The organism is Streptomyces sp. NPDC086147 (assembly GCF_040702165.1).
Classification (GTDB): Bacteria; Actinomycetota; Actinomycetes; order Streptomycetales; family Streptomycetaceae; genus Streptomyces.
On sequence record NZ_JBFBJO010000001.1, the window covers coordinates 54,988 to 79,086 of the forward strand.

The following is a 24,099-nucleotide window of genomic DNA, read 5'->3' on the forward strand; positions in this document are numbered from 1 at the left end:
CCGAAATGCTGATCCCCCGTAGGGTCAAGCACCGCAAGCAGCACCACCCCAAGCGCTCGGGCATGAGCAAGGGTGGTACGCAGGTTGCGTTCGGCGAGTACGGCATTCAGGCCCTCACGCCGGCGTACGTGACCAACCGCCAGATCGAGGCGGCTCGTATCGCGATGACCCGCCACATCAAGCGTGGCGGCAAGGTCTGGATCAACATCTACCCGGACCGCCCCCTCACGAAGAAGCCCGCCGAGACCCGCATGGGTTCCGGTAAGGGTTCTCCCGAGTGGTGGATCGCGAACGTCAAGCCGGGTCGGGTGATGTTCGAACTGTCCTACCCGAACGAGAAGATCGCGCGCGAGGCCCTGACCCGTGCGGCCCACAAGCTGCCGATGAAGTGCAAGATCGTGAAGCGCGAAGCAGGTGAGCTGTGATGTCGGCCGGTACCAAGGCGTCCGAGCTGCGCGAGCTGGGCAACGAGGAGCTTCTCAACAAGCTCCGCGAGGCCAAGGAAGAGCTGTTCAACCTCCGCTTCCAGGCGGCGACGGGTCAGCTCGAGAACCACGGTCGGCTCAAGTCCGTCCGTAAGGACATCGCCCGGATCTACACCCTGATGCGTGAGCGTGAGCTGGGCATCGAGACGGTGGAGAACGCCTGATGAGCGAGAGCAACGTGACTGAGCAGAAGACCGAGCGCAACGCTCGCAAGGTCCGCGAGGGCCTCGTCGTCAGCGACAAGATGGACAAGACCGTCGTCGTCGCTGTCGAGGACCGCGTCAAGCACGCGCTGTACGGCAAGGTCATCCGCCGTACGAACAAGCTCAAGGCTCACGACGAGCAGAACGCTGCCGGCATCGGCGACCGCGTCCTCCTGATGGAGACCCGGAAGCTGTCCGCCACGAAGCACTGGCGCGTCATCGAGATCCTCGAGAAGGCCAAGTAATTACTCGAGGGGTTTCCCTCGGGTCAGTTCCGCCAGGCTCGGTGGAGAAGCGCTGATCATCAGCGCTTCTCCGCCGGGAACCGGCAGACAATCAGGAGATAGACGTGATCCAGCAGGAGTCGCGACTGCGTGTCGCCGACAACACTGGTGCCAAGGAGATCCTTTGCATCCGTGTTCTCGGTGGCTCGGGTCGCCGCTACGCGGGCATCGGTGACGTCATCGTCGCCACCGTCAAGGACGCGATCCCCGGCGGCAACGTGAAGAAGGGTGACGTCGTCAAGGCGGTCATCGTTCGCACCGTCAAGGAGCGCCGCCGCCAGGACGGCTCGTACATCCGCTTCGACGAGAACGCCGCTGTCATTCTCAAGAACGACGGCGACCCTCGTGGCACCCGTATCTTCGGCCCGGTCGGCCGTGAGCTGCGCGAGAAGAAGTTCATGAAGATCATCTCGCTCGCGCCGGAGGTGCTGTAAGCATGAAGATCAAGAAGGGCGACCTGGTCCAGGTCATCACCGGTAAGGACAAGGGCAAGCAGGGCAAGGTCGTCACGGCCTTCCCCCGCGAGAACCGCGTCCTCGTCGAGGGTGTCAACCGGGTCAAGAAGCACACCAAGGCCGGCCCCTCGCAGGCCGGCGGCATCGTGACGACCGAGGCCCCGATCCACGTGAGCAACGTTCAGCTCGTCGTGGAGAAGGACGGCAAGAAGGTCGTCACGCGTGTCGGTTACCGCTTCGACGACGAGGGCAACAAGATCCGCGTTGCCAAGCGGACGGGTGAGGACATCTGATGGCTACCACCACTCCGCGTCTCAAGACGAAGTACCGCGAGGAGATCGCGGGCAAGCTGCGCGACGAGTTCTCGTACGAGAACGTCATGCAGATCCCCGGCCTCGTGAAGATCGTGGTCAACATGGGTGTCGGCGACGCCGCCCGTGACTCGAAGCTGATCGACGGCGCGATCCGCGACCTCACGACGATCACCGGTCAGAAGCCGGCCGTCACGAAGGCCCGCAAGTCCATCGCGCAGTTCAAGCTCCGCGAGGGCCAGCCGATCGGCGCCCACGTCACGCTCCGTGGCGACCGCATGTGGGAGTTCCTGGACCGCACCCTGTCGCTCGCGCTCCCGCGCATCCGCGACTTCCGCGGCCTGTCCCCCAAGCAGTTCGACGGCCGTGGCAACTACACCTTCGGTCTCACGGAGCAGGTCATGTTCCACGAGATCGACCAGGACAAGATCGACCGTGTCCGGGGTATGGACATCACCGTGGTGACCACGGCGACCAACGACGACGAGGGCCGTGCCCTTCTGCGTCACCTCGGCTTCCCGTTCAAGGAGGCGTAAGCGAGATGGCGAAGAAGGCTCTCATCGCGAAGGCTGCCCGCAAGCCCAAGTTCGGCGTGCGCGGCTACACGCGCTGCCAGCGCTGTGGTCGTCCCCACTCCGTGTACCGCAAGTTCGGCCTGTGCCGCGTGTGCCTCCGTGAGATGGCTCACCGTGGCGAGCTGCCGGGCGTGACCAAGAGCTCCTGGTAATCCCCTAGTTGGGATGACCGGAGTCTCTCGGTAAGCATTGGGTCGGCGGAGGCCCACCCCCGTCATGCCGTAGGCTGGTGGGGTTGGGCGTCCGCCGCCCGTACGACTTACTACGCCGTAGGTCCCCGCGCCGCACCCGTCCCGCCCCTGTGTGGGGAGAGGGATGGCGCACTGGAAACCCCGGCGAGAGAGGCCGAAGGCCAATTCATGACCATGACTGATCCGATCGCGGACATGCTGACTCGTCTGCGTAACGCGAACTCGGCATACCACGACACCGTGACGATGCCGCACAGCAAGATCAAGTCTCACATCGCGGAAATCCTCCAGCAGGAGGGCTTCATCACGGGCTGGAAGGTCGAGGACGCCGAGGTCGGCAAGAGCCTCGTCCTCGAGCTCAAGTTCGGTCCGAACCGTGAGCGCTCCATCGCGGGCATCAAGCGGATCTCGAAGCCCGGTCTCCGGGTTTACGCGAAGTCCACCAACCTGCCGAAGGTTCTCGGCGGCCTGGGCGTGGCGATCATCTCCACGTCCCACGGTCTCCTGACCGGCCAGCAGGCAGGCAAGAAGGGCGTAGGTGGGGAAGTCCTCGCCTACGTCTGGTAGTCGGGAACGGAGGAATAGCTAATGTCGCGTATTGGCAAGCTGCCTATCCAGGTTCCCGCCGGCGTGGACGTCACCATCGAGGGCCGCACGGTCACGGTGAAGGGTTCCAAGGGCACCCTGAACCACACCGTCGCCGCGCCGATCGAGATCGTTAAGGGTGAGGACGGCGTTCTCAACGTCACCCGCCCGAACGACGAGCGTCAGAACAAGGCCCTCCACGGCCTGTCCCGCACGCTGGTGGCCAACATGATCACCGGTGTGACCCAGGGTTACGTCAAGGCGCTCGAGATCAGCGGTGTCGGTTACCGCGTCGCCGCGAAGGGCTCCAACCTGGAGTTCCAGCTCGGTTACAGCCACCCGATCCTGGTCGAGGCGCCCGAGGGCATCTCGTTCAAGGTCGAGTCGCCGACCAAGTTCTCGGTCGAGGGCATCGACAAGCAGAAGGTCGGCGAGGTCGCCGCCAACATCCGCAAGCTGCGCAAGCCCGACCCGTACAAGGCCAAGGGCGTCAAGTACGCGGGCGAGGTCATCCGCCGCAAGGTCGGAAAGGCTGGTAAGTAAAGCCATGGCATACGGTGTGAAGATCGCCAAGGGCGACGCCTACAAGGGCGCCGCCAAGAAGCGCCGCCACATCCGCATCCGCAAGAACGTGTCGGGTACGGCGGAGCGTCCGCGCCTCGTCGTGACGCGTTCCAACCGCGGCATCACCGCTCAGGTCATCGACGACCTCAAGGGTCACACCCTTGCGTCGGCGTCGACCCTGGACGCGTCGATCCGCGGTGGCGAGGGCGACAAGTCCGCGAAGGCCAAGCAGGTCGGTTCCCTGGTCGCCGAGCGCGCCAAGGCCGCCGGCGTCGAGGCTGTCGTGTTCGACCGTGGTGGCAACAGGTACGCCGGGCGCATTGCCGCTCTGGCTGACGCCGCCCGCGAAGCCGGGCTGAAGTTCTGAGCCCCGGTTCCGGGACTAACGGACGTAACAGAGAGAGGTAAATCCAATGGCTGGACCCCAGCGCCGCGGAAGCGGTGCCGGTGGCGGCGAGCGGCGGGACCGGAAGGGCCGCGACGGTGGCGCTGCCGCCGAGAAGACCGCGTACGTTGAGCGCGTCGTCGCGATCAACCGCGTCGCCAAGGTTGTCAAGGGTGGTCGCCGCTTCAGCTTCACCGCGCTGGTCGTGGTGGGCGACGGTGACGGCACCGTAGGTGTCGGTTACGGCAAGGCCAAGGAAGTTCCCGCGGCCATCGCCAAGGGCGTCGAGGAAGCCAAGAAGAACTTCTTCAAGGTTCCCCGCATCCAGGGCACCATCCCTCACCCGATCCAGGGCGAGAAGGCCGCGGGCGTCGTCCTGCTCAAGCCGGCTTCCCCCGGTACCGGTGTGATCGCCGGTGGCCCGGTGCGCGCCGTCCTCGAGTGCGCCGGCGTTCACGACATCCTGTCGAAGTCGCTCGGCTCCGACAACGCGATCAACATCGTGCACGCGACCGTGGAGGCCCTCAAGGGCCTGCAGCGTCCCGAGGAGATCGCGGCCCGCCGCGGTCTGCCCCTCGAGGACGTCGCTCCCGCGGCTCTGCTCCGTGCGCGTGCCGGGGCGGGTGCGTAATGGCTCGCCTCAAGGTCACGCAGACGAAGTCGTACATCGGCAGCAAGCAGAACCACCGCGACACCCTGCGTTCGCTCGGCCTGAAGAGGGTCAACGACGTGGTTGTCAAGGAGGACCGCCCCGAGTTCCGCGGCATGGTGCACACCGTCCGCCACCTCGTGACGGTCGAGGAGGTTGACTGACATGGCGGAGAACAACCCGCTGAAGGCCCACAACCTCCGTCCCGCCCCCGGCGCCAAGACCGCGAAGACCCGTGTCGGTCGTGGTGAGGCGTCGAAGGGTAAGACGGCCGGTCGTGGTACCAAGGGCACGAAGGCCCGTTACCAGGTTCCGCAGCGCTTCGAGGGTGGGCAGATGCCCCTCCACATGCGTCTGCCGAAGCTCAAGGGCTTCAAGAACCCCTTCCGCACCGAGTACCAGGTCGTGAACCTGGACAAGCTCACCTCGCTCTACCCGCAGGGTGGCGAGGTCACGGTGGCCGATCTGGTCGCCAAGGGTGCCGTTCGCAAGAACCAGCTCGTCAAGGTCCTGGGCCAGGGCGAGGTCTCCGTGGCGCTGCAGGTGACGGTCGACGCCGTCTCCGGCTCCGCCAAGGAGAAGATCGCCGCCGCCGGCGGCACGGTCACCGAGCTCGTCTGAGCTCCGGTTCGACAGCACTGAGCCCGGCCGGCTCCCTTCGGGGAGCCGGCCGGGCCTCTTTGCGTACGGGGGCGGGGAGAGGGCCCTCGGCGCCTCCGCCGGAGACGGCTCGCGGAGCGGTCGGCAGCCCGCTCCGCGCGGGCGGTGCGGACCCGGCCGGTGGGGCCGGAACCGCTCGAACGTTCTTCCGGGGGAGGGGGGGCGTGTCCCCGCGGCTCCCGGCCGGGACGGACGCCCCACGGAAGTAGATGCCGGACACCCGGGGCGCCGCCCGTGACCGGTACCGGGCCGACGTGTCTCGAGACGTTTCCTGCTGACTGTGGGGCCGGGTATGGTAGCCGCTGATAGCTTCCCCGGCAGTCTGCGCTTCTCGCGTGCGGCTGCCGTGTTCTGTACTCGCTCCCATACAAACCGTCACCCTCACGCGCGTAACGCGGGGGTCGCAGGAGGCACCGTGCTCACCGCGTTCGCCCGGGCGTTCAAGACGCCCGACCTGCGCAAGAAGCTGCTCTTCACGCTCGCCATCATCGTGCTGTACCGGCTCGGGGCGCACATCCCCGTCCCCGGCGTCAGCTACGAGGCCGTCCAGCAGTGTGTCAAGCAGGCCAGCGAGGGCAACAACAGCCTCTTCGGCCTGGTCAACATGTTCAGTGGCGGGGCACTGCTGCAGATCACCATCTTCGCGCTCGGCATCATGCCGTACATCACGGCGAGCATCATCCTGCAGCTGCTGACCGTCGTGATCCCGCGCCTCGAGGCCCTCAAGAAGGAGGGTCAGTCCGGTACCGCCAAGATCACGCAGTACACCCGGTACCTGACGATCGCCCTCGCCGTCCTCCAGGGCACCGGTCTCGTCGCGACCGCCAAGAGCGGCGCGCTCTTCAGCGGCTGCGTCGTCGCCGACCAGGTCGTGCCCGACCAGTCGATCTTCACCATCGCCACCATGGTCATCACGATGACCGCCGGCACGGCCGCCGTCATGTGGCTCGGTGAGCTGATCACCGACCGCGGCATCGGCAACGGCATGTCGATCCTGATGTTCATCTCGATCGCCGCCGGCTTCCCGGGCGCCCTGTGGGCCATCAAGGAGAGCGGCACCCTGGCCGACGGCTGGATCGAGTTCGGCGTCGTCATCCTCATCGGCTTCGTGATGGTGGGCCTGGTGGTCTTCGTCGAGCAGGCCCAGCGGCGCATCCCGGTCCAGTACGCGAAGCGCATGATCGGCCGGCGCTCCTACGGCGGTACGTCCACGTACATCCCGCTGAAGGTGAACCAGGCAGGTGTGATTCCTGTCATCTTCGCGTCGTCGCTGCTCTACATCCCGGCGCTCGTGGCGCAGTTCTCGAGCTCCACCTCCGGCTGGAAGACCTGGATCGAAGCCCACTTCGTCAAGGGTGACCACCCCTATTACATCGCCACCTACTTCCTCCTGATCGTGTTCTTCGCCTTCTTCTACGTGGCGATCTCGTTCAACCCCGAGGAAGTCGCCGACAACATGAAGAAGTATGGTGGCTTCATCCCGGGTATCCGGGCCGGTCGACCTACTGCCGAGTACCTGAGCTACGTGCTCAACAGGATCACTTGGCCGGGCTCGCTGTACTTGGGTCTGATCGCTCTCGTGCCGACGACGGCGTTGGCAGGCTTCGGCGGCGCCAATGCCAACTTCCCCTTCGGCGGGACGAGCATCCTGATCATCGTGGGTGTGGGGCTGGAGACCGTGAAGCAGATCGAGAGCCAGCTCCAGCAGCGCAATTACGAAGGGTTCCTCCGCTGATGCGAATCGTCCTCGTCGGACCGCCCGGTGCGGGCAAGGGCACGCAGGCCGCGTTCCTTGCCAAGAACCTGGACATCCCGCACATCTCCACGGGTGATCTGTTCCGCGCCAACATCTCTCAGGGCACGGAGCTGGGCCTCAAGGCCAAGGCGTTCATGGACGCCGGTGACCTGGTGCCCGACGAGGTGACCATCGGGATGGCCAAGGACCGCATGGAGCAGCCGGACGCCGTCAACGGCTTCCTGCTCGACGGGTTCCCCCGGAACGTCGCTCAGGCCGAGGCGCTGGACGCCGTCCTGAAGGCCGAGGGCATGGAGCTCGACGCGGTCCTGGACCTGGAGGTCCCCGAGGACGAGGTCGTGAAGCGGATCGCGGGCCGCCGCATCTGCCGCAAGGACAGCGCGCACGTCTTCCACGTGACGTACAACGCGCCGAAGACCGAGGGCGTCTGCGACGTCTGCGGCGGCGAGCTCTACCAGCGCGACGACGACTCCGAGGGGACCGTCCGCCGGCGCCTGGAGGTCTACCACACGCAGACCGAGCCGATCATCGACTACTACCGGGCGCAGAACCTGGTCGTGACGATCTCGGCGCTCGGCAAGGTGGACGAGGTCACCGCCAAGGCGATGGACGCGCTCAAGAAGTAACCCCGGTTCGTTCGACACGGCCGCGGTGCCCCTCGGGGGCGCCGCGGCCGTATCGTTGTTCCGTCCCCCTTTTACCCAGTGGAAAGGCCCCGGCCACGATGGTGCAGATCAAGACCCCCGAGCAGATCGCGAAGATGCGCGAGGCGGGGCTGGTCGTCGCCGCCATCCACGCGGCGACCCGCGAGGCGGCCGTGCCGGGCGCCACGACCCGGGACCTGGACGAGGTCGCGCGCAAGGTCATCGCCGACCACGGGGCGAAGTCGAACTTCCTCGGGTACGGCGGGTTCCCCGCGACGATCTGCACCTCGGTGAACGAGGTCGTCGTCCACGGCATCCCCGACGACAAGACCGTCCTCAAGGACGGCGACATCATCTCGATCGACTGCGGCGCGATCGTGGACGGCTGGCACGGCGACGCGGCCTACACGGCCTTCGTGGGCACCGGCCACGCGCCCGAGCTGGTCGAGCTCTCCCGGGTGACCGAGGAGTCGATGTGGGCCGGCATCGCGGCCATGAAGACCGGCAACCGCCTGGTCGACGTCTCGAAGGCGATCGAGACCTACATCAAGCGGCAGCCGCGGCCGGCGGTCGGCGACCACAGCCTCGGCCGGTACGGGATCATCGAGGACTACGGCGGCCACGGCATCGGCACCGAGATGCACATGGACCCGCACCTCCTGAACTACGTCTCCCGCAAGCGCGGCAAGGGCCCGAAGCTGGTCCCCGGCCTCTGCCTGGCGATCGAGCCGATGGTCTCCCTGGGCACCCCCCGCACGGAGGTCCTGGAGGACGACTGGACGGTCATCACCACGGACGGCACCTGGTCCTCCCACTGGGAGCACAGCGTGGCCGTGACGGAGGAGGGCCCGCTGGTCCTGACGGCGGTCGACGGGGGGAAGGCGAAGCTCGCGGAGCTGGGCGTCGTGGCGGCCCCGGATCCGTTGGCGTAAGTACGGATTTTCTACGGCGAGGTGCTTTGCATAAGGATCATTTCGGGTGGGCAGACTTCCCGATTCGTCTTTTGCTTGCGCCTGACGTAGACTGATGCGTCGGCTCTCGTGTACCCGTGTGTCCGCACCGGGCGGCGAAAGTCGATCAAGGTAGCCGATTCGAAAGGCGAAGCGTGGCCAAGAAGCAAGGTGCCATCGAGATCGAGGGCACCGTGATCGAGTCCCTCCCGAACGCCATGTTCAAGGTGGAACTCCAGAACGGTCACAAGGTCCTCGCGCACATCTCCGGCAAGATGCGGATGCACTACATCCGAATCCTCCCGGACGACCGGGTCGTCGTGGAGCTCTCTCCGTACGACCTGACGCGTGGCCGGATCGTCTACCGCTACAAGTAGATCTTGCCCGCACCCCGCCTCCGCGCGCGGGTGGTGGCACTGACCCGGAGAACCTCACACCCATGAAGGTCAAGCCGAGCGTCAAGAAGATCTGCGACAAGTGCAAGGTGATCCGCCGTCACGGCCGGGTCATGGTCATCTGCGACAACCTGCGCCACAAGCAGCGCCAGGGCTGACGCACGCCGACCGACCTGCATCTCGCAGCTCTTCGCGCGACGCATAGCAACACGTACATACGCAGAGCCCGTCGGGCCGTGTTCACACGGTTGACGGCACCTCCGGCGGGGGCCGGGGACCCGACCTGTACCTCATACGGCAGCCGGGAACGGTTCTGCAGCAGACCCCCGAGAACACAGGAGCCATTGAATGGCACGCGTTTCCGGTGTTGACATCCCGCGCGAAAAGCGTGTGGTGGTCGCACTCACCTACGTCTTCGGTATCGGGCGCACCCGGTCCGAGGAGATTCTCGCCGCGACCGGCGTGAACCCGTCCACCCGTGTCCGCGACCTCGCCGAGGAAGACCTCGTCAAGATCCGCGAGTACGTGGACGCCAACCTCCGTACCGAGGGTGACCTCCGCCGTGAGATCGCCGCCGACATCCGCCGCAAGGTCGAGATCGGCTGCTACCAGGGCCTCCGCCACCGTCGTGGCCTGCCCGTCCGCGGTCAGCGCACCAGCACGAACGCCCGTACCCGCAAGGGCCCGCGTCGCGCCATCGCCGGCAAGAAGAAGCCGGGCAAGAAGTAGTCCTCAGCGGACGCTTGACCAAGCGGTCTTCGCTGTAGGACCGACCACCTCCCGTAGGAGTTATAGATGCCCCCCAAGGGTCGTCAGGGCGCTGCCAAGAAGGTGCGCCGCAAGGAAAAGAAGAACGTCGCTCACGGCCACGCGCACATCAAGAGCACGTTCAACAACACGATCGTCTCGATCACGGACCCCTCGGGCAACGTGATCTCCTGGGCCTCCGCCGGCCACGTCGGCTTCAAGGGCTCGCGCAAGTCCACCCCCTTCGCCGCGCAGATGGCCGCCGAGTCGGCCGCCCGCCGCGCGCAGGAGCACGGCATGCGCAAGGTCGACGTCTTCGTCAAGGGTCCCGGCTCCGGCCGTGAGACCGCGATCCGCTCCCTCCAGGCCACCGGCCTCGAGGTCGGCTCGATCCAGGACGTCACCCCCACGCCGCACAACGGCTGCCGTCCCCCCAAGCGCCGCCGCGTCTGACGCACGGCTGCTTGTTCAGGACTTCGGGCGGTACGGCTCTTCGGGGCCGTGCCGCCCGTACCCTTGCAGGACAAGTCGGACGTCAAATAGTGGGCGTCCACGACTGAAGGACACAACATGCTTATCGCTCAGCGTCCGTCGCTGACCGAAGAGGTCGTCGACGAGTTCCGCTCCCGGTTCGTGATCGAGCCGCTGGAGCCGGGCTTCGGCTACACCCTCGGCAACTCCCTCCGCCGTACCCTCCTCTCCTCGATCCCGGGTGCCGCCGTCACCAGCATCCGCGTCGACGGGGTCCTGCACGAGTTCACCACCGTGCCGGGCGTCAAGGAGGACGTCACCGACCTCATCCTGAACATCAAGCAGCTGGTCGTCTCCTCGGAGCACGACGAGCCGGTCGTGATGTACCTGCGCAAGCAGGGCCCGGGTCTGGTCACCGCCGCCGACATCGCGCCCCCGGCCGGTGTCGAGGTGCACAACCCCGACCTCGTCCTGGCGACCCTGAACGCCAAGGGCAAGCTGGAGATGGAGCTGACCGTCGAGCGCGGCCGCGGCTACGTCTCCGCCGTGCAGAACAAGCAGGTCGGCCAGGAGATCGGCCGCATCCCGGTCGACTCCATCTACTCGCCGGTGCTCAAGGTCACGTACAAGGTCGAGGCGACCCGTGTCGAGCAGCGCACCGACTTCGACAAGCTGATCGTCGACGTCGAGACCAAGCAGGCCATGCGCCCGCGCGACGCCATGGCGTCCGCCGGCAAGACCCTGGTCGAGCTGTTCGGTCTGGCGCGCGAGCTCAACATCGACGCCGAGGGCATCGACATGGGCCCGTCCCCGACGGACGCCGCCCTGGCCGCCGACCTGGCGCTGCCGATCGAGGAGCTGGAGCTCACCGTCCGCTCCTACAACTGCCTCAAGCGCGAGGGCATCCACTCCGTGGGTGAGCTCGTGGCGCGTTCCGAGGCAGACCTGCTCGACATCCGCAACTTCGGTGCGAAGTCGATCGACGAGGTCAAGGCGAAGCTGGCCGGTATGGGCCTCGCGCTGAAGGACTCGCCGCCCGGATTCGACCCGACCGCCGCGGCGGACGCGTTCGGCGCGGACGACGATGCGGATGCGGGCTTCGTGGAGACCGAGCAGTACTGAGAACTCGGGCCTCACGGTCCGTACCCGGGTGCGGGTGAGCTGTGCTTGATCGCGCAGTTCCCCGCGCCCCTTCCGGGCGCCTCTTCGAGGCCTTCCGGATCTCCGACGGGTGACCGCCCGCTCGGACACTGACATCGGTACCTCATACGGCCGGTGCAGATCACAAGGAGAAACACCATGCCGCGTCCCGCGAAGGGTGCCCGCCTCGGCGGTTCCGCCGCGCACGAGAAGCTGCTCCTCGCCAACCTGGCGAAGTCGCTCTTCGAGCACGGCCGCATCACCACGACCGAGGCCAAGGCCCGCCGCCTGCGTCCGGTCGCCGAGCGCCTGATCACCAAGGCGAAGAAGGGCGACATCCACAACCGTCGCCTGGTGCTGCAGTCGATCACCGACAAGGGGATCGTCCACACCCTCTTCACCGAGATCGCCCCGCGTTACTCGGAGCGTCCGGGTGGCTACACCCGCATCACCAAGATCGGCAACCGTCGTGGCGACAACGCCCCGATGGCCGTGATCGAGCTGGTCGAGGGCGAGATCGCCAAGAAGGCGACCGTCGCCGAGGCCGAGGCCGCCACCAAGCGCGCCGTCAAGGAGGCCGACGAGGCCCCCAAGGCCGAGGAGACCAAGGCCGACGAGGCTCCGGCGGAGGAGTCGAAGGACGCGTAAGCGTCTTTCCGGCTGTTTCGTGTGCGGGCCCGCACCCCTCGTGGGTGCGGGCCCGTTCCCGTGTTTTGAGAGGATCTCCGCGTGAGCGACGACGTGCAGGACGGTTTCGTACGGGTCCGGCTGGACCTTTCGTACGACGGCAAGGACTTCTCCGGCTGGGCCAAGCAGGCCCACGGGCGGCGGACCGTCCAGGGGGACATCGAGGACGCCCTGCGGACCGTGACCCGGTCCCAGGAGACGTACGAGCTGACCGTCGCCGGGCGGACCGACGCCGGCGTGCACGCGCGCGGCCAGGTCGCCCACGTCGACCTGCCCGTGGAGCTGTGGCAGGAGCACCGCGACAAGCTGCTGAGGCGGCTCGCCGGGCGCCTCGCGCACGACGTGCGGGTCTGGTCCCTGACCGAGGCCCCCAGTGGCTTCAACGCCCGCTTCTCCGCGATCTGGCGCCGCTACGCCTACCGCGTCACCGACAACCCCGGCGGGGTCGACCCGCTGCTGCGCGGACACGTGCTCTGGCACGACTGGGCCCTCGACATGGACGCCATGAACGAGGCCGCCGCCGCGCTCGTCGGCGAGCACGACTTCGCCGCGTACTGCAAGCGGCGCGAGGGCGCCACCACCATCCGCACCCTCCAGGAGCTGCGCTGGGAGCGGCGGCCCGGCGGCGTCCTCGAAGCGACCGTGAAGGCGGACGCCTTCTGCCACAACATGGTCCGCTCGCTCGTCGGCGCGCTGCTCTTCGTCGGCGACGGGCACCGGCCGGTGGACTGGCCGGGCAAGGTGCTCGCGGCCGGCGTCCGGGACTCGGCCGTGCACGTCGTACGGCCGCACGGCCTCACCCTCGAAGAGGTCGGCTACCCGGCCGACGAGCTGCTCGCCGCCCGCAACCGGGAGGCGCGCAACAAGCGGTCACTGCCCAGGAGCGCCGGCTGCTGCTGAGGCCTGGGACTTGCCGCGGGCGTAGATCTGGTTGAAGGCGAAGGTGCCCAGGTCGTCGCTGGACCGGAAGACGCCCTGGTCGGACGTGGTGACCTTCTTGCCATTGGTGAAGCCGGCCTGGGTGAAGTACGCGTACCGGCCGATCGAGTTAGAGCGGCGCAGACAGACCGTGGCGTGGCAGAAGTCGCCCACGCCCGCGCCGACCAGGGGCGCGATGCCGCCGACGGCCTGCTCCTTCGCCTTGAGGGCCGCGGCCTCGGAGGGGAAGACGGCGACGCCGACGGTGACCGCCACGCCGTCCCGCACGTAGGTGGCCCGCAGCATTCGTTGGCAGCCGTTCTTCTTCAGGACCGTGCCGAGGCCGCCCTGGGTGACGGCCGCGCAGTTCGTCGTGGCGGAGGTCGCGCCCTTCTTGTACGGACGTCCGCTCATGGTCAGCTTCGTGCCCGGGAAGAGGCCCTCGGCGGTGAGCGGGGCCTTGTCCTTCTTCGGATCCGAGATGTAGTCCTTCGGGTTCGGCGGGGGCGGCGGCGCCACCGAGGAGAAGGTCGGCTCGGGGGAGGGGGCCTCGGTGGGGGAGACCGCGCCGGTGGGGGTCCCGCCGCCGTTCTTCGCGGTGTCGTCCTTCTTGCCGGTGGCCACCACGGCGGTGGCGACGATCGCGCCGACGAGCAGGGTGGCCAGGACGCCGCCGCCGATCATCAGCCGGCGCCTGCGGCGGTTGCGGGAGGCCGAGGCGTCGGCCAGGGCGCTCCAGTCGGGGGTGGAGCCGCCGCCCCGGGCGCCGGGGAAGGGGTCGGGGGCCGGGGCCGGTGCGCCCGGGAAGGGGGCCGGAGCGCCGCCGCCCCGGGGGCCGGAGCCGGAGCCGGAGTACGGGCCGGGGTATCCGTAGCCGCCCGCCCCCTGCCCGTACCCCTGCCCCTGTCCCTGTCCCTGGCCCTGCTGTCCGTGGCCGCCGGGCTGCTGCCCGTACCCCTGCTGCCCCTGCTGCCGCGGCTCCTGCGGCCACTGCGGTCCCCCAAAGCTCATGCCGCGCATCCTAAACCGGTTGGGTCCGGGCGGCGCGGGCGGTGACAATGCACCTCATGGGACACGTCGAGGCCGCACATCTGGAGTACTACCTTCCCGACGGGAGGGTCCTGCTCGGGGACGCCTCCTTCCGGGTCGGGGAGGGGGCCGTCGTCGCCCTCGTCGGGGCCAACGGCGCCGGGAAGACGACCCTGCTCCGAATGATCGCCGGGGAGCTCAAGCCGCACGGCGGCTCCGTCACCGTCAGCGGCGGCCTCGGCGTGATGCCGCAGTTCGTCGGCTCCGTACGGGACGGCTCGACCGTCCGCGACCTGCTCGTCTCGGTCGCGCAGCCCCGGATCCGGGAGGCCGCGAAGGCGGTCGACGAGGCCGAGCACCTGATCATGACCGTCGACGACGAGGCCGCGCAGATGACGTACGCGCAGGCGCTCTCCGACTGGGCCGAGGTGCAGGGCTACGAGGCGGAGACCGTCTGGGACATCTGCACCACGGCCGCGCTCGGCGTCCCGTACGAGAAGGCGCAGTTCCGGGAGGCCCGGACGCTCTCCGGCGGCGAGCAGAAGCGCCTTGTGCTCGAAGCGCTGCTGCGCGGCCCCGACGAGGTGCTGCTCCTGGACGAGCCGGACAACTACCTCGACGTGCCCGGCAAGCGGTGGCTGGAGGAGCGGCTGCGGGAAACCCGCAAGACCGTGCTCTTCATCTCCCACGACCGGGAGCTGCTGTCCCGGGCCGCGCAGAAGATCGTCGCGGTCGAGCCCGGACCGGCCGGTTCGGACGTGTGGGTGCACGGCGGCGGCTTCGACACCTTCCACGAGGCGCGGCGGGAGCGGTTCGCCCGCTTCGAGGAGCTGAAGCGGCGCTGGGAGGAGAAGCACGCCCAGCTCAAGAAGCTCGTGGTGAACCTGCGGCAGGCGGCCGCGGTCAGCCACGAGATGGCCTCGCGGTACGCGGCGGCGCAGACCCGGCTGAGGAAGTTCGAGGAGGCCGGGCCGCCGCCGGAGCCGCCGCGCGAGCAGGACATCCGGATGCGGCTGCGCGGCGGACGGACCGGGGTGCGGGCCGTGACCTGCGAGAACCTCGAACTGACCGGGCTGATGAAGCCGTTCTCCCTGGAGGTCTTCTACGGGGAGCGGGTCGCCGTCCTCGGCTCGAACGGCTCCGGCAAGTCGCACTTCCTGCGGCTGCTCGCCGGGGACGGTTCGGTCGCGCACACCGGGACGTGGAAGCTGGGCGCCCGGGTCGTGCCCGGCCACTTCGCGCAGACCCACGCCCACCCGGAGCTGGCCGGGCGCCCGCTCGTCGACATCCTGTGGACCGAGCACTCCAAGGACCGGGGCGGGGCGATGTCCGTGCTGCGCCGGTACGAGCTGGAGCGCCAGGGCGACCAGCCCTTCGACAAGCTCTCGGGCGGCCAGCAGGCCCGCTTCCAGATCCTGCTGCTCGAACTGGCGGGCACGACGGCGCTGCTGCTCGACGAGCCGACGGACAACCTGGACCTGGAGTCGGCCGAGGCGCTCCAGGACGGCCTGGAGTCGTACGAGGGGACGGTGCTGGCCGTCACGCACGACCGCTGGTTCGCGAAGAGCTTCGACCGGTACCTGGTCTTCGGCTCGGACGGGGTCGTGCGGGAGACGAGCGAGCCGGTCTGGGACGAGCGGCGGGTCGAGCGGGCGCGGTAGGGGCGCGCCGGGGGCGTGTGCCGGGCGGGGTGGGGCCGCGCCGGGCGCGGTGGGGTCGCGCGTTTTGACCCGTCCGGGGTGGCCCGGGTACTGTTGCGGTTTGTTATGCGCAGTGGCCTCGTCGTTCTCACGCGAAGGGCCCCGCGCAGGTTCCCTGGAGCAGTTACCAGTGGCTCGCATACGGGCGGTGTCCCGGCAGTGCAGGCCCCAGCTGCATGATCGCTTCAGGTGTGTCTGGACTCCATCCACTGAAGAAGCGAAGGCTACGAAGTGCGTACGTACAGCCCCAAGCCCGGCGATGTCACTCGCCAGTGGCACATCATCGACGCGCAGGACATCGTCCTGGGCCGTCTGGCGACCACGGCCGCGAACCTCCTGCGAGGCAAGCACAAGCCGGTGTACGCCCCCCACATGGACATGGGCGACTTCGTCATCATCATCAACGCCGACAAGGTCCACCTGTCCGGCAACAAGAAGACCCAGAAGCTGGCGTACCGCCACTCCGGCTTCCCGGGCGGTCTGCGCTCCGTCCGCTACGACGAGCTGCTGGCCAAGAACCCCGAGAAGGCCGTCGAGAAGGCCATCAAGGGCATGATCCCCAAGAACACCCTGGGCCGTCAGATGCTCTCGAAGCTGAAGGTCTACGCGGGCGAGAACCACCCGCACGCTGCTCAGCAGCCGGTCCCGTTCGAGATCACCCAGGTCGCGCAGTAGTTCCGGCCACACCCCCTAAGAACGAAAGAAATCTGAGGAGCATCGTGGCCGAGACCACCCCCGAGACCCCCGTCGACGAGTTCGAGGGCGTCGAGGAGTACACCACCGAGACCGAGCTCGTCGAGGGTGAGTACACCTCCGAGTCGCTCGCGTCCCGCTTCGGCGACCCGCAGCCGGCCGCCGGCCTGGGCCGTCGCAAGAACGCCATCGCCCGCGTCCGGATCGTTCCGGGCACCGGCAAGTGGAAGATCAACGGTCGCACCCTTGAGGACTACTTCCCCAACAAGGTGCACCAGCAGGAAGTCAACGAGCCCTTCAAGGTGCTCGAGCTCGACAACCGCTACGACGTCATCGCCCGCATCGCGGGTGGCGGTGTCTCCGGTCAGGCCGGCGCCCTGCGCCTCGGCGTGGCCCGTGCGCTGAACGAGGCGGACGTCGAGAACAACCGCCCGGCGCTGAAGAAGGCCGGCTTCCTCTCCCGCGACGACCGTGCGGTCGAGCGCAAGAAGGCCGGTCTCAAGAAGGCCCGCAAGGCCCCGCAGTACAGCAAGCGTTAATCGCCTGCTCGGTCTGCTTTCCGTACGCCCCGGCGGCACTGCCCGTGCCGTCGGGGCGTACGGTTTTTCGTACGCTCCTTTCACAAGCCTCTTCACAGGCCTCTCTTTCATGGGCGCCCGGGCACGTATTTTCGGAGGACAGCAGTGGGACGACTCTTCGGCACGGACGGCGTACGCGGCGTCGCCAACGCGGACCTGACGGCGGAGCTGGCGCTCGGCCTGTCCGTCGCGGCGGCGCACGTGCTCGCCGAGGCGGGCACCTTCGAAGGGCACCGGCCGATCGCGGTGGTCGGGCGCGACCCCCGCGCGTCCGGAGAGTTCCTGGAGGCCGCCGTGGTGGCCGGCCTCGCCAGCGCCGGTGTCGACGTGCTGCGCGTCGGCGTCCTGCCCACCCCGGCCGTGGCCCACCTCACCGGCGTCCTCGGCGCCGACCTCGGCGTGATGCTCTCCGCGAGCCACAACGCCATGCCCGACAACGGCATCAAGTTCTTCGCGCGCGGCGGCCACAAGCTCGCCGACGAACTGGAGGACAAGATCGAAGCCGTGTACGAGGAGCACCGCACGGGCGCCCCCTGGGACCGCCCGACCGGTGCCGGCGTTGGCCGCGTCCGCGACTACGACGAGGGCTTCGACACGTACGTCGCCCACCTCATCGCGGTCCTCCCCAACCGCCTCGACGGCCTGAAGGTCGTCCTGGACGAGGCCCACGGCGCCGCCTCCCGCGTCTCGCCCGAGGCCTTCGCCCGGGCCGGCGCCGAGGTGATCACCATCGGCGCGCGGCCGGACGGCCTCAACATCAACGAGGGCTGCGGCTCCACCCACCTCGGCCTGCTCCGGGCCGCCGTCGTCGAGCACGGCGCCGACCTGGGCATCGCGCACGACGGCGACGCCGACCGCTGCCTCGCCGTGGACGCGGCGGGCGAGGAGGTCGACGGCGACCAGATCCTCGCCGTGCTCGCCCTCGCCATGCGCGAGGCCGGCACCCTGCGCGGCGACACGGTCGTCGCGACCGTCATGTCCAACCTGGGCTTCAAGCTGGCCATGGAGCGCGAGGGCCTGAGCCTGGTCCAGACGGCGGTCGGCGACCGCTACGTCCTGGAGTCCATGAAGGAGCACGGCTACGCGCTCGGCGGCGAGCAGTCGGGCCACGTCATCGTGCTCGACCACGCCACCACCGGCGACGGCACCCTCACCGGCCTCATGCTGGCCGCCCGGGTCGCCGCCACCGGCAAGTCGCTCGCGGACCTCGCCGGCGTGATGGAGCGGCTGCCGCAGATCCTCATCAACGTGAAGGACGTCGACAAGTCGCGCGTGGCCACCTCCGCCGACCTGGCCGCCGCCGTCACCGAGGCGGAGCGCGAGCTCGGTTCCACCGGCCGGGTGCTGCTCCGCTCCTCGGGCACCGAGCCGCTGGTCCGCGTCATGGTCGAGGCCGCCGACATCGAGCAGGCCCGGTCGGTCGCGCAGCGCCTCGCGGACGTCGTGAAGTCCGTCCTGGGCTAGCCTTCCTGAGGCACCGTCATGCGGGAACGGCCCCGCCGCACCGGACTCCGGTGCGGCGGGGCCGTTCTCATCCGCGCTTCCGGACGCCCGGCCTGCGGCGCCAGCGGCCGCGCTGGGTGCGCCAGAGCAGCTTCTGTCCGTACAGCGTCAGCACCCCGGCCAGCATGATCCCGAACAGGTTGAGCAGCAGCTGTTCGACCGAGCCCCACATCTGGCCCAGGTCGCCGTAGGCGAGCGCCACCGCCGCGTTCGCGCCCGCCGGGACCGTCGTCACCGAGATCGCCACGCCCACCAGGGCCCCGGACTTCGCCGAGGTCAGCGAGAGCACGCCCGCCGCGCCCGCGAGCAGCGCCACGACGAAGGAGAACGGGTCCGGCTGCCAGATGAAGTGGGTGTTGGGCCGCTCCGCGTCCAGCTGGGTCCGGCTGAACAGGTCGAGCGCGTCCATCCCCAGGCTGAACAGCGTCGTCAGCGCGATCGCCACCGCGAAGCCGACGAGCAGCGCGATCAGCGAGCGCGCGGCCAGCCTCGGCGCGCGCCGCACCGCCGCCGTACAGACGCCGGCGAGCGGGCCGAACTCGGGGCCGACGGCCATGGCGCCGACGATGAGGACCGCGTTGTCCAGGACGACGCCGCAGGCCGCGATCATCGTCGCCAGGACCATGAACGCGACGTACGTGACCGAGAGCGTCGACTCCTCGTGCGTCGCGCCCGTCAGCTGCTCCCAGATCACCGCGTCGGCGGGCTCGCCCGGGGCCTCCTTCTCGGCGGTGACCGCCCGCTCGGAGAGGGAGAGGCCGATGTCGTCGACGGCGATCGAACCGACCTGGTCGATCCGCAGCCCGCGCAGGCCCTTGAGGAGCTCGTCGCCCGCCTCGCGCGCCACGTCGCACAGCACGACGTCCCCGGCGGGGATCCGGGCCGCGCCGGGGATCACCACCAGGTGCGTGGTGCCCACCGTCGACTCGATGAGCTCGGTCACGGCCGGGGTGGTCTCGTGCGGGACAATCATCCGGAGGTGCAGCATCCTCAGAGCTTACGGAGGCTCAGCTTCTGCACCTTGTGGTCGGGGCCCTTGCGGACCACGAGGGTGGCCCGGCCGCGGGTGGGCGCCACGTTCTCCAGGAGGTTCACCTTGTTGACGGTCCGCCACATGGTGCGGGCGTAGTCGAAGGCCTCGTCCTCGGAGACCTGGGTGTAGCGCCGGAAGTACGAGGAGGGGTCCTGGAACGCGGTGTCGCGCAGCTTGCGGAAGCGGTTCAGGTACCAGCGCTCGATGTCCTCCGCCCGCGCGTCCACGTACACCGAGAAGTCGAAGTAGTCGGCGAGGCCGACGCGGGTCCGGCCGTCCTTGCCGGGCAGGGCCGGCTGGAGGACGTTCAGGCCCTCCACGATCAGGATGTCCGGGCGGCGCACGACGAGCCGCTCGTCGGGCACCCGGTCGTAGATCAGGTGCGAGTAGACCGGGGCGGTGACCTCGTCCTTGCCCGCCTTGATGTCCGCGACGAACCGGGTCAGGGCCCGGCGGTCGTACGACTCGGGGAAGCCCTTGCGGGACATCAGGCCGCGCGCCTTCAGCTCCTCCATCGGGTAGAGGAAGGCGTCCGTGGTCACCAGCTCCACGCGCGGGTGCTCCGGCCAGCGGGCGAGCAGGGCCTGGAGGAGGCGGGAGACGGTGGACTTGCCGACGGCGACCGAACCGGCGACCCCTATGACGAAGGGGGTGCCGCGCTGCTCGGCGCTCTCGCCGAGGAAGGTGTTCAGGGCGCCGCGCAGACCGCTGGTGGCCTGCACGTACAGGTTGAGGAGCCGGGACAGCGGCAGGTAGACGTCCCGCACCTCGTCGAGGTCGATGACGTCCCCGAAGCCGCGGAGCCGCTCGACCTCCTCGGCGGTGAGGGGCAGCGGCGTCTTGTCGCGCAGGGCGCTCCACTCGGCCCGGGTGAGGTCGACGTACGGGGTCGCCTCGGACGGACGGCGGTGTCCGTTTCCGTGGCGGGGGCCCTGGGGCCCGCCCCCGGGGCCGTCCCCGTGGGCGCTTCGTGGCGGCGAAGTGATCACACCGCCATTGTCGGGGGTCGGGGACGGGCGTGGGTGGTGGGGTCGGTCACGCGGGAAAGGGGTTGGTCGGAACCGTCCTCCTGCGCGATCATTCGGAGGCCGCGTGGGCTCCTGATCGCACGCGGGGGGAGCCGCCCCGGGGCGGCACGAAGAGAAGCAGAGAGTCACCACGCATGCGTACGTCCATCCGCACCGCCGCCGTCGCCACGACCGCCGTCTCGCTCGCCCTGCTCGTCACCGCCTGTGGCGGCGGGGAGAGCGGCGACAAGGGCAAGGACGCCGGCAAGGGCTCGGCGGCGCCGAGCGCCTCCGCCACGTCCGAGGCCCCCGCCGCCAAGGCGCTCTCGGACGCCGAGCTGGAGAAGCTGATCGTCGAGAAGGCCGACCTCAAGGGCTACCAGGTCCAGAAGACCAAGGCCGGGGACGTCGTGCCGGCGTCCGAGGTCGCCACCGTCAAGCCGGAGTGCGCCCCGGTCGCCCACGCGATGTCCTTCATCTCGCCCGGCTCGCCCGCCGTGTCGGCCGAGCGCCAGATCATGGCGGAGCCGAAGAAGGACGCCACGGCCGCGCCGGAGGACGCGATCCGCGACGCGTTCGGCGTCGAGATCACCGCGCTGACGCTCGGCTCGTACGACGGGCAGGGCGCCCAGGAGGCCCTCGCCTCGGTGAAGAAGGCGGGCGCCGACTGCACCGGCGGCTTCACGGTGTCCCACAAGGGGGAGAAGACCAAGGTCCTCAAGGTCGTCCCGGAGAGCTTCACCGCCGGTGAGGAGGCGGCCTCCTTCACCCTCACCAGCGACATGGAGGGCGAGCCGCTCGTCAGCAAGCTCGTCGTCCTCCGCAAGGGCAACACGCTCGCGTCCTTCTCGTCCGTCAGCTTCGCCCCCGGCGGGATCAAGGGGTTCCCGCAGGCCGTCATCGACGCGCAGGTCGCCAAGCTGGGCTGACGCGGGGGGTTCCCGCAGGCCGTCGCCGGCGCGCGGGTCGGCCGTCACGGTGAACCGGCCGAGGGCCGCACCCCGCCCGGGGGTGCGGCCCTTCGCGCGCTCCGCCCCGCCGGACCGAGTCCGTGTCGGCTCCGTCCGGCGGGGTGCCTTCCGCCGTACTCTTCCGACATGTGCGGAATCGTGGGATACGTCGGCGGGCAGTCGGCGCTTGATGTGGTGGTCGCGGGTCTCAAGCGGCTCGAATACCGGGGCTACGACTCGGCCGGTGTCGCGGTGCTCTCCGACGGGGGGCTCGCCGCGGCGAAGCGGGCGGGCAAGCTCGTCAACCTGGACAAGGAGCTGGCCGAACGGCCGCTGCCCGGCGGCTCCGTGGGGATCGGGCACACCCGCTGGGCCACCCACGGCGGCCCGACCGACGCCAATGCGCACCCGCACCTGGACAACGCCGGGCGGGCCGCCGTCGTCCACAACGGCATCATCGAGAACTTCGCCGCCCTGCGCGAGGAGCTGGCCGGGCGCGGCCACGACCTGGCGTCCGAGACGGACACCGAGGTCGTCGCGCACCTGCTCGCCGAGGAGTTCTCCTCCACCGGGGACCTGGCCGAGTCCATGCGGCTGGTGTGCCGGCGGCTCGACGGGGCGTTCACCCTGGTCGCGGTGCACGCCGACCAGCCGGACGCCGTCGTCGGCGCCCGCCGCAACTCCCCGCTCGTCGTCGGCGTCGGCGAGGGCGAGAACTTCCTCGCCTCCGACGTCTCCGCCTTCATCGCCCACACCCGCTCCGCGATCGAGCTGGGCCAGGACCAGGTCGTCGAGCTGACCCGGGAGGGCGTCACCGTCACCGACTTCCACGGCGCGCCCGCCGACGTGCGGGCCTACCACGTCGACTGGGACGCCTCCGCCGCCGAGAAGGGCGGCTACGACCACTTCATGCTCAAGGAGATCGCCGAGCAGCCCAAGGCCGTCGCCGACACGCTCCTCGGCCGGATCGACGCCTCCGGGCGGCTCACCCTCGACGAGGTGCGCATCCCCGACGCCGTGCTCCGCGAGGCCGACAAGATCGTCGTCGTCGCGTGCGGCACCGCCTTCCACGCCGGGCTCATCGCCAAGTACGCCATCGAGCACTGGACCCGCATCCCCTGCGAGGTCGAGCTCGCCAGCGAGTTCCGCTACCGGGACCCGATCCTCGGCCCGCGCACCCTGGTGATCGCGATCTCCCAGTCCGGCGAGACCATGGACACCCTGATGGCGCTGCGGCACGCGCGCGAGCAGGGCGCGAAGGTGCTCGCCGTCTGCAACACCAACGGCTCCACCATCCCGCGCGAGTCCGACGCCGTGCTCTACACGCACGCCGGTCCCGAGGTCGCCGTCGCCTCCACCAAGGCCTTCCTGACCCAGCTCGTCGCCTGCTACCTGCTCGCGCTCCACCTCGGCCGGGTCCGCGGCACCCAGTGGGGCGACGAGGTCCTCGCCGTCGTGCGCGAACTCGCCCGCATCGGCGACGAGGTCGAGCGCGTCCTGGAGACCATGGAGCCGGTGCGGGCCCTCGCCCGCTCCCTCGCCCACAAGGACACCGTTCTCTTCCTCGGCCGCCACGTCGGCTACCCGGTGGCCCTGGAGGGCGCCCTGAAGCTCAAGGAGCTGGCGTACATGCACGCCGAGGGCTTCGCCGCCGGGGAGCTCAAGCACGGGCCGATCGCCCTCATCGAGGAGGACCTGCCGGTCGTGGTCGTGGTGCCCTCGCCGGAGGGCCGCTCCGTCCTCCACGACAAGATCGTCTCCAACATCCAGGAGATCAGGGCGCGCGGCGCCCGCACGATCGTGATCGCGGAGGAGGGGGACGAGACGGTCGTCCCGTACGCCGACCACCTCGTCCGGATCCCCGCCACGCCTACGCTGCTCCAGCCGCTGGTCTCCACGGTGCCGCTCCAGGTCTTCGCCTGCGAGCTCGCCACCGCGCGGGGCAACGAGGTCGACCAGCCGCGCAATCTGGCCAAGTCGGTGACCGTGGAGTGAGCCGGTGACCGCGGAGTGAGGGGAACAGGGGAGTGAGCGGGACATGATCATCGGGGTGGGGATCGACGTGGCGGAGATCGACCGGTTCGCCGCGTCGATCGAACGGACGCCGGGGCTGCTCGACCGGCTCTTCGTCGAGGACGAGCTGCTGCTCCCGAGCGGCGAGCGGCGCGGGGTCGCCTCGCTCGCCGTGCGGTTCGCCGCGAAGGAGGCCCTGGCGAAGGCGCTCGGCGCGCCGGCCGGACTGCTCTGGACGGACGCCGAGGTGTACGTCGAGGAGACCGGGCGACCGCGCCTGCGGGTGCGGGGATCGGTGGAGGCCCGGGCGGTGGAGCTGGGCGTGCGGCACTGGCACGTGTCGCTGAGCCACGACGCGGGGGTGGCGTCGGCGGTGGTGATCGCGGAGGGGTGAGCGGTACGCCCCGGGGCCCGGCCGTTCGGAAACGGCCGGGTCCCGGGACGTGTGGCGCGCGCGGCTGCCAGGGCCGGCGACGGAATGTGTGTACCGCGCGCGTGCGGAGTGGTGTGACGCCATCCGACCTACTTAGGTAAGCCT

At 69.3% G+C, this 24,099-nt stretch carries 33 protein-coding genes; 30 read left to right on the forward strand and 3 right to left on the reverse strand.

Translation table 11 applies throughout. The features are described 5' to 3' along the window. Positions 1–5 precede the first annotated feature (5 nt). The 23 genes from rplP (at position 6) to truA (ending at position 13,037) form a co-directional block, all read left to right on the forward strand. On the forward strand, positions 6–425 hold the full coding sequence (gene rplP, locus AB0398_RS00290; RefSeq protein WP_015035580.1) for a 50S ribosomal protein L16: 420 nt from the start codon (positions 6–8) through the stop codon (positions 423–425). Then, positions 425–649, forward strand: coding sequence for a 50S ribosomal protein L29 (rpmC, locus tag AB0398_RS00295; protein ID WP_017239580.1), 225 nt, complete (start codon positions 425–427; stop codon positions 647–649). Before rplP ends, rpmC begins: the two co-directional genes overlap by 1 nt. After that, positions 649–933 (forward strand): 30S ribosomal protein S17, encoded by a 285-nt coding sequence (gene rpsQ / locus AB0398_RS00300; RefSeq protein ID WP_366371028.1) that lies wholly within the window; start codon positions 649–651, stop codon positions 931–933. Before rpmC ends, rpsQ begins: the two co-directional genes overlap by 1 nt. A 104-nt stretch (positions 934–1,037) precedes the next feature. Beyond that, complete coding sequence (gene rplN, locus AB0398_RS00305; RefSeq protein ID WP_003956455.1) at positions 1,038–1,406, forward strand: 50S ribosomal protein L14; 369 nt, start codon at positions 1,038–1,040, stop codon at positions 1,404–1,406. Between the two features lie 2 nt (positions 1,407–1,408). After that, a complete protein-coding gene (gene rplX / locus AB0398_RS00310; RefSeq protein WP_030208998.1) occupies positions 1,409–1,720 on the forward strand; it encodes a 50S ribosomal protein L24 in 312 nt (103 codons plus the stop codon). Then, positions 1,717–2,274: a 50S ribosomal protein L5 gene (gene rplE, locus AB0398_RS00315; protein ID WP_366372315.1), complete on the forward strand. Its 558-nt coding sequence runs from the start codon at positions 1,717–1,719 to the stop codon at positions 2,272–2,274. The genes rplX and rplE overlap by 4 nt, the downstream gene beginning before the upstream one ends. Positions 2,275–2,279: 5 nt before the next feature. Next, entirely contained in the window at positions 2,280–2,465 is a 186-nt protein-coding gene (locus tag AB0398_RS00320) for a type Z 30S ribosomal protein S14 (RefSeq protein ID WP_003948630.1), read from the forward strand. A 207-nt stretch (positions 2,466–2,672) separates the two neighbouring features. Next, positions 2,673–3,071 (forward strand): 30S ribosomal protein S8, encoded by a 399-nt coding sequence (gene rpsH, locus AB0398_RS00325; protein ID WP_366371029.1) that lies wholly within the window; start codon positions 2,673–2,675, stop codon positions 3,069–3,071. Positions 3,072–3,092: 21 nt separating this feature from the next. After that, positions 3,093–3,632: a 50S ribosomal protein L6 gene (gene rplF / locus AB0398_RS00330; protein ID WP_053646165.1), complete on the forward strand. Its 540-nt coding sequence runs from the start codon at positions 3,093–3,095 to the stop codon at positions 3,630–3,632. Positions 3,633–3,636: 4 nt separating this feature from the next. Continuing rightward, complete coding sequence (rplR, locus tag AB0398_RS00335; RefSeq protein ID WP_030209008.1) at positions 3,637–4,020, forward strand: 50S ribosomal protein L18; 384 nt, start codon at positions 3,637–3,639, stop codon at positions 4,018–4,020. 46 nt (positions 4,021–4,066) lie between these two features. Then, positions 4,067–4,669: a 30S ribosomal protein S5 gene (rpsE, locus tag AB0398_RS00340; protein WP_015035588.1), complete on the forward strand. Its 603-nt coding sequence runs from the start codon at positions 4,067–4,069 to the stop codon at positions 4,667–4,669. After that, the gene (gene rpmD, locus AB0398_RS00345; RefSeq protein WP_056552385.1) at positions 4,669–4,851 is read left to right on the forward strand and encodes a 50S ribosomal protein L30; all 183 of its coding nucleotides are present in this window, start codon (positions 4,669–4,671) and stop codon (positions 4,849–4,851) included. The genes rpsE and rpmD overlap by 1 nt, the downstream gene beginning before the upstream one ends. Before the next feature lies 1 nt (position 4,852). Next, positions 4,853–5,308 carry a 50S ribosomal protein L15 gene (gene rplO, locus AB0398_RS00350; RefSeq protein WP_053646163.1) on the forward strand — a complete coding sequence of 152 codons (456 nt, stop codon included), beginning with the start codon at positions 4,853–4,855 and terminating at the stop codon, positions 5,306–5,308. A gap of 454 nt (positions 5,309–5,762) precedes the next feature. Then, positions 5,763–7,082: a preprotein translocase subunit SecY gene (gene secY / locus AB0398_RS00355; protein ID WP_366371030.1), complete on the forward strand. Its 1,320-nt coding sequence runs from the start codon at positions 5,763–5,765 to the stop codon at positions 7,080–7,082. After that, positions 7,082–7,729, forward strand: a complete 648-nt coding sequence (locus AB0398_RS00360) for an adenylate kinase (protein WP_366371031.1) — start codon at positions 7,082–7,084, stop codon at positions 7,727–7,729. The genes secY and AB0398_RS00360 overlap by 1 nt, the downstream gene beginning before the upstream one ends. A gap of 98 nt (positions 7,730–7,827) precedes the next feature. Further along, positions 7,828–8,679, forward strand: coding sequence for a type I methionyl aminopeptidase (gene map / locus AB0398_RS00365; RefSeq protein WP_366371032.1), 852 nt, complete (start codon positions 7,828–7,830; stop codon positions 8,677–8,679). A gap of 173 nt (positions 8,680–8,852) precedes the next feature. After that, positions 8,853–9,074: a translation initiation factor IF-1 gene (gene infA / locus AB0398_RS00370; protein WP_003956442.1), complete on the forward strand. Its 222-nt coding sequence runs from the start codon at positions 8,853–8,855 to the stop codon at positions 9,072–9,074. Between the two features lie 62 nt (positions 9,075–9,136). Further along, positions 9,137–9,250, forward strand: coding sequence for a 50S ribosomal protein L36 (gene rpmJ / locus AB0398_RS00375; RefSeq protein WP_003956441.1), 114 nt, complete (start codon positions 9,137–9,139; stop codon positions 9,248–9,250). Between the two features lie 190 nt (positions 9,251–9,440). Next, entirely contained in the window at positions 9,441–9,821 is a 381-nt protein-coding gene (gene rpsM, locus AB0398_RS00380; protein WP_030209021.1) for a 30S ribosomal protein S13, read from the forward strand. A gap of 66 nt (positions 9,822–9,887) precedes the next feature. Further along, on the forward strand, positions 9,888–10,292 hold the full coding sequence (rpsK, locus tag AB0398_RS00385; protein ID WP_003956432.1) for a 30S ribosomal protein S11: 405 nt from the start codon (positions 9,888–9,890) through the stop codon (positions 10,290–10,292). A 117-nt stretch (positions 10,293–10,409) separates the two neighbouring features. Continuing rightward, positions 10,410–11,432, forward strand: a complete 1,023-nt coding sequence (locus tag AB0398_RS00390; RefSeq protein ID WP_030759338.1) for a DNA-directed RNA polymerase subunit alpha — start codon at positions 10,410–10,412, stop codon at positions 11,430–11,432. Positions 11,433–11,609: 177 nt separating this feature from the next. Next, positions 11,610–12,098, forward strand: a complete 489-nt coding sequence (gene rplQ, locus AB0398_RS00395) for a 50S ribosomal protein L17 (protein WP_366371033.1) — start codon at positions 11,610–11,612, stop codon at positions 12,096–12,098. Positions 12,099–12,179: 81 nt separating this feature from the next. Further along, a complete protein-coding gene (gene truA, locus AB0398_RS00400; protein ID WP_366371034.1) occupies positions 12,180–13,037 on the forward strand; it encodes a tRNA pseudouridine(38-40) synthase TruA in 858 nt (285 codons plus the stop codon). Here truA and AB0398_RS00405 read toward each other — a convergent pair. Continuing rightward, the gene (locus tag AB0398_RS00405) at positions 13,008–14,066 is read right to left on the reverse strand and encodes a hypothetical protein (RefSeq protein ID WP_366371036.1); all 1,059 of its coding nucleotides are present in this window, start codon (positions 14,064–14,066) and stop codon (positions 13,008–13,010) included. The two genes, truA and AB0398_RS00405, sit on opposite strands and share 30 nt — an antisense overlap. A 47-nt stretch (positions 14,067–14,113) precedes the next feature. Here AB0398_RS00405 and AB0398_RS00410 point away from each other — a divergent pair, with 47 nt between their 5' ends. From AB0398_RS00410 to glmM, 4 genes are all read left to right on the forward strand, one after another. After that, on the forward strand, positions 14,114–15,745 hold the full coding sequence (locus tag AB0398_RS00410; RefSeq protein WP_366372316.1) for an ATP-binding cassette domain-containing protein: 1,632 nt from the start codon (positions 14,114–14,116) through the stop codon (positions 15,743–15,745). Positions 15,746–16,015: 270 nt separating this feature from the next. After that, positions 16,016–16,459, forward strand: a complete 444-nt coding sequence (gene rplM, locus AB0398_RS00415) for a 50S ribosomal protein L13 (RefSeq protein WP_148005774.1) — start codon at positions 16,016–16,018, stop codon at positions 16,457–16,459. 44 nt (positions 16,460–16,503) lie between these two features. After that, complete coding sequence (gene rpsI / locus AB0398_RS00420; protein WP_015035601.1) at positions 16,504–17,016, forward strand: 30S ribosomal protein S9; 513 nt, start codon at positions 16,504–16,506, stop codon at positions 17,014–17,016. A 144-nt stretch (positions 17,017–17,160) separates the two neighbouring features. Further along, positions 17,161–18,519, forward strand: a complete 1,359-nt coding sequence (glmM, locus tag AB0398_RS00425) for a phosphoglucosamine mutase (protein WP_366371037.1) — start codon at positions 17,161–17,163, stop codon at positions 18,517–18,519. Between the two features lie 67 nt (positions 18,520–18,586). On the opposite strand, the gene AB0398_RS00430 is transcribed toward glmM, so the two are convergent. Together AB0398_RS00430 and coaA are read right to left on the reverse strand one after the other, a co-directional pair. Then, positions 18,587–19,546, reverse strand: a complete 960-nt coding sequence (locus tag AB0398_RS00430; RefSeq protein ID WP_366371039.1) for a DUF389 domain-containing protein — start codon at positions 19,544–19,546, stop codon at positions 18,587–18,589. Positions 19,547–19,548: 2 nt separating this feature from the next. Continuing rightward, positions 19,549–20,580 carry a type I pantothenate kinase gene (gene coaA / locus AB0398_RS00435; protein WP_366371041.1) on the reverse strand — a complete coding sequence of 344 codons (1,032 nt, stop codon included), beginning with the start codon at positions 20,578–20,580 and terminating at the stop codon, positions 19,549–19,551. Between the two features lie 173 nt (positions 20,581–20,753). Between coaA and AB0398_RS00440 the strand changes: the two genes are divergently transcribed. The 3 genes from AB0398_RS00440 to AB0398_RS00450 all read left to right on the forward strand — a co-directional run bounded on the left by AB0398_RS00440 (position 20,754) and on the right by AB0398_RS00450 (position 23,955). Then, the gene (locus tag AB0398_RS00440; protein WP_366371043.1) at positions 20,754–21,527 is read left to right on the forward strand and encodes a hypothetical protein; all 774 of its coding nucleotides are present in this window, start codon (positions 20,754–20,756) and stop codon (positions 21,525–21,527) included. A gap of 168 nt (positions 21,528–21,695) precedes the next feature. Then, positions 21,696–23,543: a glutamine--fructose-6-phosphate transaminase (isomerizing) gene (gene glmS / locus AB0398_RS00445; RefSeq protein WP_366371045.1), complete on the forward strand. Its 1,848-nt coding sequence runs from the start codon at positions 21,696–21,698 to the stop codon at positions 23,541–23,543. Between the two features lie 43 nt (positions 23,544–23,586). Further along, positions 23,587–23,955 carry a holo-ACP synthase gene (locus tag AB0398_RS00450; RefSeq protein WP_366371046.1) on the forward strand — a complete coding sequence of 123 codons (369 nt, stop codon included), beginning with the start codon at positions 23,587–23,589 and terminating at the stop codon, positions 23,953–23,955. The last annotated feature ends 144 nt before the right edge of the window (positions 23,956–24,099 follow it).